Source organism: Oscillibacter valericigenes (assembly GCF_021531435.1).
GTDB classification, from domain to species: domain Bacteria; phylum Bacillota; class Clostridia; order Oscillospirales; family Oscillospiraceae; genus Oscillibacter; species Oscillibacter valericigenes_B.
The window spans coordinates 17,206-29,160 of the sequence record NZ_JAFBIS010000025.1; the positions used below are offsets into that span (position 1 = coordinate 17,206).

An 11,955-nucleotide genomic window follows, 5' to 3' on the forward strand; every position below is an offset into this window, starting at 1 on the left:
TTCTGTTCATCTGACTTGAAAAACAGGAGGTATCCCTCTATGACCTGGCAAGAGAGACGGATCGTCACCTTCCTCAGCGCGGTGCTGGTGGTCCTGTTCGCCATCGTACTGGTGCTTTTGGGCGTCCGTTATAAAGAAAACCGGGCGGAAAAGGAGGCAGCCCAGCAGTCCGGCGTTTCCACGCCCACAGACGACCCCGGCGCCTACACCGCCCTGTCCTATGAGACCGGCAGCTTTACCCTCTCCTTTTCCCTGGATGAAAACGGGAATTGGATCTGGTCGGACGACCCCTCCTTCCCCCTGGACGACACCACCATTCTAGGCATCACCGGCCAGCTGGCGTCCTGGAAGCCCCAGCAGACCGTGACGGACAGCGAGGTTCTGGAAAACGCCGGCTTCGACCAGCCCAACGCCACCCTCACCGCCACCACCGCCCATGGGACCACCACGCTGCTCTTCGGCCGGGCCACCACCGACGGCAGCAGCTATTACGTCCGCCTCAACGGTGACGAGACCACCGCCTACATCCTGCCCGACACCCTGTATACCCTCCTGTCCCGGCCCATCTACGACATGATGGAGCTGCCGGAACTGCCGGAGCTGACGGAGGACTGTCTGCTGTCCGTCACCATTCAGGGCCCCGCCGAGGAGGATGGGTCCGTGGGCCCGGTCACTATTCTCACCGCCCAGCAGGGCGACGGCGTCACCACCTGGCGCAGCAGCGGCGCCAATATCACCGACGACCCCACTGTCCGGGCGCTGATAGCGGACCTGACGTCCCTCACCATCACAAAGTGCGTGGACTACCACCCCTCCGACGAGGCCGCCTCCCTCTGCGGCTTTGACAACCCCACCGCCCAGGTGACCATCCGCTATACGGCGGGAACGGATTCCGAACAGGCCCTGGCGCTGACCATCGGCAGCCGCCTGGAGGACGGCTCCGGCCGGTATGTCCGACTGGGCGATGATCCCACCATCTATTTCCTGCCCTCAGAGGCCCTGGACCCCCTGATGCCGGTGGCCGTCAACGGGCTGGAGGGCTGAGCGTAAAGGAGGCGCCTGATGCGGGTACTGATCGTTGAGGACGAGGTGCGGCTGGCTTCTACGCTCCAGGACCTTCTGGAGCTGAACGGCTACACCGCCGATGTCTGCCATGACGGTGAGGCGGGGCTGGACAACGCCCTGTCCGCCATTTACGATGTGATCCTGCTGGATGTGATGCTGCCCAAGCTGGACGGCTTCACCGTCCTGCGCCGCCTGCGAGCGGAGGGAAACGCCACGCCGGTGCTGATGCTCACCGCCCGGTCGGAACTCAGCGACCGGGTGGAGGGCCTGGACTGCGGCGCGGACTACTATCTGACCAAGCCCTTTGAGCCAAAGGAGCTGCTGGCCTGCATCCGGGCCCTGACCCGGCGCCAGCCGGAGCTGCGGAACACGGATGTTCTGGAATACGGCGACTTAAAGCTGATAAAAAACAGCTTTACCCTCTCCTGCGGGGACCGCAGCCTCCGCCTCAGCCGGAAGGAATTCGACATGATGGAGCTGCTGATGCTGAACCGGGAGCTGGTCATCACCAAGGAAAACCTGCTTTTGAAGATCTGGGGCTACGAATCCGACGCGGAGGACAACAACGTGGAGGTCTATGTCTCCTTTCTTCGCAAGAAGCTGGAGCATCTGCACTCCACCGTAAAGATCAAGACCATCCGCATGGTGGGCTATTGTTTGGAAAAATCCTGAGATTTTCGCCTTCTTCACTAATTTTTCCACGTTTTCCACATACTTTTCAACAAAGGGAGCGCCTGCCATGATCCGTAAACTGCGGTTGAAATTTGTCGCCATCTGTATGGCGCTGGTCACCGCCATCCTGGCGGTGGTGTTCTTCTCCGTCTATCTTTCCATGGCGCGGAATATCTCCGACCTCAGCCGCCAGGTGCTTTACCGGGTCTCCCAGGAGGAGATGATCGGCGGTATGACCCGGCCGGATATTTCCATCGCCATCGGCGGCGACCGGGTGCTGCTGCCCTACTTTACCGTGAATGTCTGGCCCTCCCGGGGCGGCGGCTATACCGCCCAGATCACCGGCGGCACCTACTCCAACCTGGAGGACACGGAGGAGTTGACCGCCATTCTGCAGGACTGCCTGTCCCAGAACCGGCAGGAGGGCACCGTCAGCGGTTACCATCTGCGCTACCTCCGGCAGGACAACGGCCTGTATGAAAAACTGGCCTTCGTGGACATGTCCATGGAGCAGGCGGTGCTGCGGAGGATGATGGGCTCGTATCTGGTCATCGCTCTGGCGGCGCTGGCGCTGCTGCTGGGCGTGTCCGTCCTTCTCTCCCACTGGGCCACCCGGCCGGTGGAAAAGGCCTGGAAGCAGCAGCGGCAATTCCTGTCCGACGCCTCCCACGAGCTGAAAACGCCTCTGACGGTCATCCTCTCCAACGCGGAGCTGCTGGAGCAGACGGAGCTGCCGGACAAGCCCGCCCGCTGGACGGACAACATCCTCTCCGAGGCCGGGCGGATGCGCTCCCTGGTGGAGGAGATGCTGACCCTGGCCCGGGCGGACAACATGGTCCGCACCGCGGTCATGGCGGAGGTCTCCCTCTCCGATGTCGCTGCCGACTGCGCCCTGGCCTTTGAGCCGGTGGCCTTTGAAGCTGGAAAGCCTCTGGAATATCAGATTGCCGACGGCACGCTGGTGCTGGGCGACGGAGACAAGCTCCGCCAGCTCATCTCTATCCTGCTGGACAACGCCATCAAATACGGCGCCGACGGCGGCACCATCACGCTGTCCCTGCAAAAAACAGACCGACAGGCAAGGCTGACGGTCTCCAACCCCGGCGACCCCATCCCGCCGGAGCAGCTGGGCCGCCTGTTCGAGCGGTTCTACCGGGCGGATGTCTCCCGTGGGGAAAAATCCGGCTTCGGCCTGGGGCTCCCCATTGCCCGGACCATTGCGGAGGAGCACAAAGGGACGCTGAGGGCGGAGAGCGACGCCGGCTCCACCCGATTCATCTACACCATGATGCTGAAAAAGTGAAAGAGAGGAGCGGCGCTCCTCTCTTTTTTCTTGCTTATCAGGCCTTGTCCACGCAGAAATAACTGAAATCTCCTGTCGCCAGCAGTTCTCCGCCCTCATTGGTAATATCCACCACCGCCAGACAAGTGGCCTGCCCCCGGCGGCGGATGCGGCCTTCGGCCCGGATGGTGCCGCTGCCCTGGTTTTTCAAAAAGTGGAGGTTCCCGTTCTGTGTCACGTAGTGCCGTCCGTCGGTGTGGGCGGCGGCGCCAGCGGCGTCGTCCGCCATGGTGTACAGCGCCCCGCCGTGGACCATGCCATAGGGGTTCAGGCTCTCCGGCCGGATGTCCAGGCGGTACACCGCCCGGTCCGGCTCCACCGTCTCCAACTCATAAAAATTATGCGCCGTAAAAGCATTTTTCCGCAGGCGCAATTTTTCTAACTGCTTCTCTTCCTGGTTCATAGCATACTCCCTTCGCTGGAATCGAAGCCAGTGTAGCACATGCGGCAGCTTTTTTCCACAATTTTTGCAAAAACAGTCAAGAAACGGCACGGGCGTTCCGTTTTCGTTTATTCCAGCGTCTCCAGCTCCGCCTGCCAAAGCGTCCATTTGGCATCAGACGGCATTCTCCAGTCACCGCGGGGGCTGAGCGCCACGGAGCCCACCTTGGGACCGTCTGGCAGGCAGTTCCGCTTGAACTGCTGGGAGAAGAACCGGCGGTAGCAGGTCTTGAGCCACTTCAGAATGACCTCCCGGCTGTACTGCTTGCCCAGGGCATACAGGGCCAGCCGGTACACCTTCCGGGGCGAGAAGCCCCAGCGCAGGATATAATACAGGAAGAAGTCGTGTAGCTCGTAGGGTCCCACCAGGTCCTCCGTCCGCTGGCTGATCTCGCCCTTGACGGCGGGCAGCAGCTCCGGGGAGACGGGGGTGTCCAGAATATCCTCCAGCACGTCGTGGAGGGCCTCGTCCTTCTTGGCGTTGTCCCGGGCCAGGTATGCCACCAGATGCCGCACCAGTGTCTTAGGGATAGAGGCGTTGACGCCGTACATGCTCATGTGGTCACCGTTGTAGGTGCACCAGCCCAGCGCCAGCTCGGAGAGGTCACCGGTACCGATGACGATGCCGCCGGTCTGATTGGCAATGTCCATCAGCACCTGGGTCCGCTCCCGGGCCTGTCCGTTCTCAAAGGTGACGGAGTGGTCCTCCATGTCGTGGCCGATGTCCTTGAAATGGCTGCGGACGGAAGCGGAAATATCCACGGTCCGCAAAGTGGCGCCCATCTGCTCCGCCAGAATGACGGCGTTGTTCTTCGTGCGGTCGGTGGTGCCGAAGCAGGGCATGGTGACGGCCACGATGTCCGTCATGGGCCGGTCCAACATCTTCATGGCAAGGCCGGTGATGAGGACGGCCAGGGTGGAATCCAGTCCGCCGGAGAGACCCACCACGGCGGTCTTGGCCCCGGTGTGCTCCAACCGCTGCTTGAGACCCAGGGACGCGATGAGCAAAATCTCCCGGCACCGGGCGTCCCGGTCCTCCTTGCCCTCGGGAACGAAGGGCTGGGGAGCGACGTACCGGGTCAGCTTCGTCTCGGACAGGGTGAGGGAGAAGGGAATTTCCTGCACCACGGGAGTCTTGTCGAACATCTGGGTCCGGCGGCGCTCATAGCACAGCTTCTGCACATCCACCTCAGAGATCAGCAGCCCGCCGTCAAACCGGCGCTCGGCCAGCATGGTGCCATTCTCGGCGATCATCTGATGGGCGCCAAACACCACGTCGGAGGTGGACTCCCCCTCGCCGCAGCTGGAATAGACATAGCCGCACAGCAGCTTGGCCGACTGCATGGTCACCAGCTGGCGGCGGTAGCTGTCCTTACCGATGATGTCGTTGCTGGCGGACAGGTTGCCGACCACGGTGGCTCCGGCCGCCGCCAGGTCCACGGCGGGGGAGCAGGGGGCCCACATATCCTCGCAGATCTCAAAGCCCAGCGCCAGGTCCGGCATGGTATCACAGCGGAACACCAGCTTGTTGCCAAAGGGCACGGACTTGCCCAGCAGGGTCACCGTCCCGTTCTCCTCCGGTGCGGCGGCAAACTGCCGCTTCTCGTAAAATTCGCCGTAGTTGGGCAGGTGGGTCTTGGGGACCACGCCCAAAACCGCTCCTTTTTGTATAATTGCCGCGCAATTATACAGTTTGTTGTTGACCCGAAGGGGCAGGCCCACGGCGGTGACCACCTCCAGGTTCCGGGTGGCGGCCAAAACGGTTGACAGCGCTTCTTCAGCGGAGCGCAGCAGGGTGTCCTGATAGAACAGGTCGCCGCAGGAATACCCGGTCAGGCCCAGCTCCGGCAGCACCAGCACTTTGGCGCCGGCCTTTTCAGCCTTGCGCATCAGGGTGAAGGTCTGCTCCGCGTTGTAATTGCAATCCGCCAGACGCAGCTTGGGCGTGCCGCAGGCGACAGAGACAAAACCATCTTTCATGTGAAAAAACCTCCTCGTTCCAGTATGGTCGTTCAGCGTTATTTTACACCCCGGCGTTTTCTTTGACAAGACATTCCAACGAAAGCGGCGGACGGGCAAATACAAAAAGAACCGCCGAAGGCGGTCCTTTTTGCTGTGTGTGTTTAGGAGGGAGAAAACGCATCGGGTTGGGAGTACCCTTTGCTTGATGATAAAGATACCGGAAAATTTTTGCGGAATTATGTTTTTCTTATGAACAGTTTGTGAATGTTTTCCTTGAAAAACGATTACCTCTGAAATCCGGCAAAAAACAGCGGACTTGTTTCCCCACAGGACTTGCGTCCTGCGGGGGCCCCGGATATGACTTGACCGGGCAGGCTAAGCCCGCCCGGTCCAAGATTTTGCTTTGCAAAATGCTTGTACGCTGCTTCCGCAGCGGCGCCGCCTTGCGGCGCTCAAAGGCCACGTACCGAGATCACTTGTATCTCTGACTTTCCGCAACCGCCAATTCGTCGCAGCGGTTGTTGAACGCATTTTCCGCGTGGCCTTTGACCCAGTGATAGCGCAGGGAGTGGATGTCCGTCAAGGCCAGCAGCTGGTCCCACAGGTCCGGGTTCAGAGCAGGCTTCTTATCGGCCTTTTTCCAGCCCCGTGCCTTCCACCCCTTAGCCCAGCCCTTTTCCAACCCGTCGATGACGTACTTGGAATCGGACCACAGGTCCACGATGCAGGGCTCCTTCAGCAGGGACAGTGCTTGAATGACGGCGGTCAGCTCCATGCGGTTGTTGGTGGTGTTGGCCTCTCCGCCGGACAGCTCCCGCCTGTGCTGGCCGTACATCAGGATGGCTCCCCAGCCGCCGGGTCCGGGATTGCCGCTGCAAGCGCCGTCGGTATAAATGGTGACTGTTTTCATATGACTTTCCTCCGGCGGCGCTTGTTGTCATTCCCTTGCGGTTGCCGCTTCAGCGGCGAGCAAGGGTTGACATGAACTGGATTTGCGCAGCAATATCCTCCGTCGGTGTAGATGGTAACGGTTTTCATCAGGCCTCGGTTCCCTCGGTCCCGGTCTCCGTCTCCTCCGCCTCGTCCCGGTCGGCCAGCGCCATGGAGATGACCCGGTCGCCCTCCTCCTTGAAGCGCATGACAATGACGCCCTGGGTAGCGCGGCCCGCAATGCGGATGTTATCCACAGCGGTGCGGATCAGGATGCCCGCCTGGGTGACCAGCAGCAGGTCCTCGCTGCCGTCCACCACCTTGACGCCCACCACGGGGCCGGTCTTGTCGGTGACCATGTAGTTGCGGATGCCCAGGCCGCCCCGGTTGGTGATGCGGTACTCCTCCACAGGGGTCCGCTTGCCGTAGCCCTTCTCCGTGATGGAGAGGACGCACTTGCCCTCGGCTGCCCGGGCGGCGCCCACCACGTAGTCGCCCTCCCGGAGGCGGATGCCCCGGACGCCCACGGCGGTACGGCCCATGGGCCGGATGTCGTTTTCGTCGAAGCACACCGCCTGGCCGTCGTGGGTGGCGATGAGAATTTTCTTGGTGCCGTCGGTCTCCCGGACGGTGACCAGGGCGTCGCCCTCGTCCAGCGTCAGGGCCCGGATGCCGTTGTTGCGCAGATTCTTCAAGGTGGAAACAGGCAGCCGCTTCACGGTGCCGTTGCGGGTGACCATCACCAGGTACAGCTCCTCATTGGTGGTCTCCCGGAAATGGATCATGGTCTGGACCCGCTCGCCCTGTTCCACCTGGAGGATGTTGACGATGTTGGTGCCCTTGGCGGTCTTGCCGCTCTCCGGAATTTGATAGCCCTTCTTACGGTAGACCTTGCCGGTGTCGGTGAAGAACAGGATATAGTCATGGGTGGAGGCGGTGAACACATCCACCACGTAGTCCTCCTCCCGGGTGGTGATGCCCTTCTTACCCATGCCGCCCTTGGACTGGGCGGTGTACTCGCTGACGGGGGTCCGCTTGATATAGCCTGCCTGGGTCAGGGTAAAGACGCACTGCTCCTCCTCAATGAGGTCCTCAATGTCGATCTCGTCCTCCACATCCTGAATTTCCGTCATGCGGTCATCGCCGAATTTGTCGCTGATGGCTGTCAGCTCTTCTTTCAAAATCTGCCGCACCAGGCCCTCGTCGGAAAGGACCTTGTTGTACCAGGCAATTTTCTCTTCCAATTCCTTGTACTCGTTTTCCAGCTTCTCCCGGTCAAGGCCCTGGAGAGCTTTCAGACGCATGTCCAGGATGGCCTGGGCCTGGATGTCGTCCAGTCCGAACCGCTCCATCAGACGCTGCTTGGCGTCGTCGTAGGCGCTGCGGATGATGCGGATGACCTCGTCGATATTGTCCTGAGCGATGAGCAGGCCCTCCAGCAGATGGGCCCGCTCCTGAGCTTTTTTCAGGTCGTACCGGGTCCGCCGGACGATGATCTCTTCCTGGAATTTCAGATACTCGTCAATGATGTGCCGCAGGGAGAGAATTTTCGGCTGGGACTGGTTGTCCACCAGAGCCAGCATGTTGATGGCAAAGGTGGTCTGGAGCTGGGTCTGGCTGAACAGGCGGTTCAGCACCACCTGGGGATTGGCGTCCCGTTTCAGCTCAATGACGATGCGCATACCGTTGCGGTCGGACTCGTCCCGGATGTCGGAGATACCCTCCAGCCGCTTGTCCTCTACCTGTTCCGCCATGCTCTTGATAAGCATCCGCTTGTTGACCTGGTAGGGAATCTCCGTAATGACGATGCGGGTGCGGTCCTTGCCGAATTCCTCGAATTCATGCCGGGCCCGGATGACCAGACGGCCCCGGCCGGTGGCGTAGGCCGCCCGAATACCGCTGCGGCCCATGATGATGCCCCGGGTGGGGAAGTCCGGGCCTTTGATATACTGCATCAGGTCGTTCAGATCCGCCTCGGGATTGTCCAGCACGCAGATGCAGGCGCCGATGACCTCCCGCAGGTTGTGGGGCGGGATGTTGGTGGCCATACCGACGGCAATGCCGCTGGATCCGTTCACCAGCAGGTTAGGAAAACGGGAGGGCAGAACACGGGGCTCCTTCCGGGTCTCGTCAAAGTTGGGGTCCCAGTCCACGGTGTCCTTGTCGATGTCCCGCAGCATCTCGTCGGAGATTTTCGCAAGACGGGCTTCCGTGTAACGGTAAGCCGCCGGGGGGTCGCCATCCACGGAGCCGAAGTTGCCGTGGCCGTCCACCAGCATATAGCGCATGGAGAAGTCCTGGGCCAGACGGACCAGGGCGTCATAAACGGAGGCGTCGCCGTGGGGATGATACCGGCCCAGCACGTCGCCCACGCAGGTAGCGGACTTCTTGAAGGGGCGGTCAGAGGTCAGGTTGTCCTCGTACATGGCGTAGAGGATACGCCGGTGAACGGGCTTCAGGCCGTCCCGCACGTCCGGCAGGGCGCGGCCCACGATGACGCTCATGGCATACTCAATGTAGGATTTCTCCATCTCGGGGACCAGGGGAGACTCCACGATCTTCTGGTCGGGATACCGGATCTCCTCGGGGTCGTATTGGGGTTTTTTACTCATTGTTTATCCTCCTTGAGGAATATAATTAGGGCTCCCACCGCAAACCAGCGGAGCGTTTGCGGTGGGAAGATGACGAGCGATGAAATGAGTGAGCTTTCGGCTTTTTGCCGGAAGCGAGGGATATGGAATCCGCGAGGAATCAATAGTCCAGATTGACGGCGTACTGGGCGTTCTTCTCGATGAACTCCTTCCGGGGTTCCACCTTTTCGCCCATCAGAATCGTGAAGGTCTCGTCGGCCTTCACCGCGTCGTCCAGGGTGATGCGGCGCAGAGTCCGCTTCTCCGGGTCCATGGTGGTCTCCCACAGCTCATGGGGGTTCATCTCGCCCAGGCCCTTGAACCGGGAAATATCCACCTTCACGTTGGGGTTGCCGCCCCGCAGCTCGGCGGACACGGCGTCCCGCTCCTCGTCGGAGAAAGCCACACGTGTAGTTTTTCCACGGGTCAGCTTATACAGGGGCGGCACGGCGGAATAGACGTAGCCCTGCTCAATGAGGGGCCGCATGAAGCGGAAGAAGAAGGTCAGAAGCAATGTGCGGATATGGGAGCCGTCCACATCGGCATCGGCCATGATGATGACCTTATGATAGCGGAGCTTGTCGGCGTCGAACTCGTCGCCGATACCGGCGCCCAGGGCGGTGATGACGGGCTGGAGCTTGTCGTTGCCGTACACCTTGTCCGCCCGGGCCTTTTCCACGTTCAGCATCTTGCCCCACAGGGGGAGGATGGCCTGGAACCGGGAATCCCGGCCCTGGGTAGCGGAGCCGCCTGCGGAATCGCCCTCGACGATGTAGATTTCGGTCAGTTCAGGGTTGTTCTCGTTGCAGTCCCGCAGCTTGTCGGGCATGGCCGCGCCGCCCAGCGCGGTCTTGCGGCGGATGGACTCCCGGGCCTTTTTTGCGGCCTCTCTCGCCCGGTTGGCGGTGAGGGCCTTGTCCAAAATCATCCGGCCCACCTGGGGATTTTCCTCCAGGAAGGTGTCCAGCTTGTCCATCACGATGTTATTGACCAGGGTACGAATTTCGCTGTTGCCCAGCTTCGCTTTCGTCTGGCCCTCGAACTGGGCCTCAGTGAGCTTGACGGAAATGACGCAGGTCAGACCCTCCCGGCAGTCCTCGCCGGAGACCTTCTCGTCGTCCTTCAGCATCTTGATCTTTCGGCCGTAGTTGTTCAGGACGGTGGTCAGCGCCCGCTTAAAGCCTTCCTCATGCATACCGCCCTCCGGGGTGTGGACGTTGTTGGCAAAGGACAGAATCGTCTCATTATAGCCGTCGTTATACTGCAGAGCCACTTCCGCCACGGAATCGTCCTTCTGGCCCGCCATGTAGATGACATCATTGTGGAGGGCGTCCTTGCTCTTGTTCAGCCAGGTGACGAACTCCCGGATGCCGCCCTCGAAACACAGGTTATCTGAATTTTCCTTGCCGGGCCGCTTGTCCACGGTGCGGATGCGCAGGCCCGCGTTCAGGAAGGCCTCCTCCCGCATCCGGGTGTGGAGGGTCTCGTAGTTATAAACAGTATCTTCAAACATCTCAGGGTCGGGCTTGAAGGTGACGGTAGTGCCGGTGTGGTCGGTGGTGCCGACAACGGTCATCTCCTCCGTCACATGGCCCCGGGAAAACTTCATCTCATGGATCTTCCCGTCCCGGTGGACCTGGACTATCAGCCATTCGCTCAAAGCGTTGACCACGGATGCGCCCACGCCGTGGAGACCGCCGGAGACCTTGTAGCCGCCGCCGCCGAACTTGCCGCCGGCGTGGAGAACGGTGTAAACGACCTCCAGGGCGGGCTTGCCGGTCTGGGCCTGGATGTCCACGGGGATACCGCGGCCATTGTCCACGACCGTGATGGTATCGCCCTCATTGATCTGTACAAGGATGTCGGTGCAGTAGCCCGCCAGAGCTTCGTCGATGGCGTTATCCACAATTTCATATACCAGGTGGTGGAGACCGGAGGTAGAAGTGGAACCGATATACATGCCGGGCCGCTTGCGAACAGCCTCCAAGCCCTCCAAAACCTGAATTTCAGAGGCGTCGTATTCGTTTTGGGTATCCACCGCGGTTGAATTTAAAATTTCATTGTCTGCCATGTGGTTTCTCCTTTCAGGGGGGTGTTTTCCTTATACAAGGCAAGAAGAGCCGGGCCGGAGCCATTTCCGGCCCGTTTCTCCTTGCCCCGGATGTTTTTTTACAGTTCCAGCTTCCGGCTCTCCGCCCGGTTTTTCAGGGTGGAGGTATTGAGCTGGCTCAGATAGACGATCTGCGTGTGATAAGGATGGTCACAGACCACGAAGGACTTGGGAATGTCGCCGGACACATCCAGCACCACGCCCTCTTCCTCGGCGGCGGCCAGATATTCCCGCGTCCGCTTGCCGTAGCTGCATTTATCCAGATCAAAGATGCCGATGATACGGTGGTCCGACACGATCTCGTTTTGGCCTAAGTGCAAATACATTGTTTCTTACTCCAGATCGTCGTCAATGCCGTCGTTGTCCAGGTCATGGAAGTCCGCGGCGTCGCCCATGATCTCCGTGGTGCGCATCCGGCGCTTGTCCTTGGCAGCCTCCACGTTTTTGTGGATCAGCTCCTTGACTTCCCGGGGGTGCTTCACGTTCTTCAGGTCCAGATGGGGCACGCTCTTGTCGGAGGACACTACGCAGATGGTGCCCACGCCGAAAATGCGCTGGCCCAGACTCATATTCAGCTGCAGGTCCCGGACCCGGTACAGCAGCACCTCATCCGCCCGGATATTCAAAAAGCCCTTTTCACAGAACAGCCGGTCCTCACTGAGCCGGTAGCGGGTAAAGGACAGGGGCATCCCCAGGAAACGCTTTCGGTCTTTCCAAAGATATTGGTAACTATTCAGGACCCCCGGTCCCAGGCATTACCAACAGGCCCTCGCCTGACCGGAGAGAGCCAATAGGATGGCGTG

Annotated in this window: 10 protein-coding genes; 3 read left to right on the forward strand and 7 right to left on the reverse strand. The window is 60.5% G+C overall.

Features of this window, described 5'->3' with window-relative positions:
- The first annotated feature begins 39 nt into the window (after positions 1-39).
- The 3 genes from JQM68_RS11570 (at position 40) to JQM68_RS11580 (ending at position 3,040) form a co-directional block, all read left to right on the forward strand.
- Positions 40-1,044 carry a DUF4340 domain-containing protein gene (locus JQM68_RS11570; protein WP_235223158.1) on the forward strand — a complete coding sequence of 335 codons (1,005 nt, stop codon included), beginning with the start codon at positions 40-42 and terminating at the stop codon, positions 1,042-1,044.
- Positions 1,045-1,062: 18 nt separating this feature from the next.
- Positions 1,063-1,737 (forward strand): response regulator transcription factor, encoded by a 675-nt coding sequence (locus JQM68_RS11575; protein WP_235223159.1) that lies wholly within the window; start codon positions 1,063-1,065, stop codon positions 1,735-1,737.
- 67 nt (positions 1,738-1,804) lie between these two features.
- Positions 1,805-3,040: a sensor histidine kinase gene (locus JQM68_RS11580; RefSeq protein ID WP_235223160.1), complete on the forward strand. Its 1,236-nt coding sequence runs from the start codon at positions 1,805-1,807 to the stop codon at positions 3,038-3,040.
- Positions 3,041-3,077: 37 nt separating this feature from the next.
- On the opposite strand, the gene JQM68_RS11585 is transcribed toward JQM68_RS11580, so the two are convergent.
- The 7 genes from JQM68_RS11585 to JQM68_RS11615 all read right to left on the reverse strand — a co-directional run bounded on the left by JQM68_RS11585 (position 3,078) and on the right by JQM68_RS11615 (position 11,841).
- Positions 3,078-3,482 carry a PaaI family thioesterase gene (locus JQM68_RS11585; protein ID WP_235223161.1) on the reverse strand — a complete coding sequence of 135 codons (405 nt, stop codon included), beginning with the start codon at positions 3,480-3,482 and terminating at the stop codon, positions 3,078-3,080.
- 107 nt (positions 3,483-3,589) lie between these two features.
- Complete coding sequence (locus JQM68_RS11590) at positions 3,590-5,500, reverse strand: NAD(+) synthase (RefSeq protein WP_235223162.1); 1,911 nt, start codon at positions 5,498-5,500, stop codon at positions 3,590-3,592.
- A gap of 454 nt (positions 5,501-5,954) precedes the next feature.
- Positions 5,955-6,392 carry a ribonuclease HI gene (rnhA, locus tag JQM68_RS11595; RefSeq protein ID WP_235223163.1) on the reverse strand — a complete coding sequence of 146 codons (438 nt, stop codon included), beginning with the start codon at positions 6,390-6,392 and terminating at the stop codon, positions 5,955-5,957.
- 127 nt (positions 6,393-6,519) lie between these two features.
- Positions 6,520-9,024 (reverse strand): DNA gyrase subunit A, encoded by a 2,505-nt coding sequence (gene gyrA / locus JQM68_RS11600; RefSeq protein ID WP_268821503.1) that lies wholly within the window; start codon positions 9,022-9,024, stop codon positions 6,520-6,522.
- 139 nt (positions 9,025-9,163) lie between these two features.
- The gene (gene gyrB, locus JQM68_RS11605; protein ID WP_235223164.1) at positions 9,164-11,113 is read right to left on the reverse strand and encodes a DNA topoisomerase (ATP-hydrolyzing) subunit B; all 1,950 of its coding nucleotides are present in this window, start codon (positions 11,111-11,113) and stop codon (positions 9,164-9,166) included.
- Positions 11,114-11,211: 98 nt separating this feature from the next.
- Positions 11,212-11,478 (reverse strand): extracellular matrix regulator RemB, encoded by a 267-nt coding sequence (gene remB, locus JQM68_RS11610; RefSeq protein ID WP_235223165.1) that lies wholly within the window; start codon positions 11,476-11,478, stop codon positions 11,212-11,214.
- Between the two features lie 6 nt (positions 11,479-11,484).
- Positions 11,485-11,841: a PH domain-containing protein gene (locus JQM68_RS11615; RefSeq protein ID WP_235223166.1), complete on the reverse strand. Its 357-nt coding sequence runs from the start codon at positions 11,839-11,841 to the stop codon at positions 11,485-11,487.
- Positions 11,842-11,955: the final 114 nt, after the last annotated feature.

What these genes read in the sequence shown, in the direction of transcription:
- rnhA (WP_235223163.1), bottom strand. Translation starts at nt 6,392, where the DNA reads ATGAAAACAGTCACCATTTATACCGACGGCGCTTGCAGCGGCAATCCC.
- gyrA (WP_268821503.1), bottom strand. Translation starts at nt 9,024, where the DNA reads ATGAGTAAAAAACCCCAATACGACCCCGAGGAGATCCGGTATCCCGAC.
- JQM68_RS11570 (WP_235223158.1), top strand. Translation starts at nt 40, where the DNA reads ATGACCTGGCAAGAGAGACGGATCGTCACCTTCCTCAGCGCGGTGCTG.
- JQM68_RS11590 (WP_235223162.1), bottom strand. Translation starts at nt 5,500, where the DNA reads ATGAAAGATGGTTTTGTCTCTGTCGCCTGCGGCACGCCCAAGCTGCGT.
- gyrB (WP_235223164.1), bottom strand. Translation starts at nt 11,113, where the DNA reads ATGGCAGACAATGAAATTTTAAATTCAACCGCGGTGGATACCCAAAAC.
- remB (WP_235223165.1), bottom strand. Translation starts at nt 11,478, where the DNA reads ATGTATTTGCACTTAGGCCAAAACGAGATCGTGTCGGACCACCGTATC.
- JQM68_RS11580 (WP_235223160.1), top strand. Translation starts at nt 1,805, where the DNA reads ATGATCCGTAAACTGCGGTTGAAATTTGTCGCCATCTGTATGGCGCTG.
- JQM68_RS11615 (WP_235223166.1), bottom strand. Translation starts at nt 11,841, where the DNA reads ATGCCCCTGTCCTTTACCCGCTACCGGCTCAGTGAGGACCGGCTGTTC.
- JQM68_RS11575 (WP_235223159.1), top strand. Translation starts at nt 1,063, where the DNA reads ATGCGGGTACTGATCGTTGAGGACGAGGTGCGGCTGGCTTCTACGCTC.
- JQM68_RS11585 (WP_235223161.1), bottom strand. Translation starts at nt 3,482, where the DNA reads ATGAACCAGGAAGAGAAGCAGTTAGAAAAATTGCGCCTGCGGAAAAAT.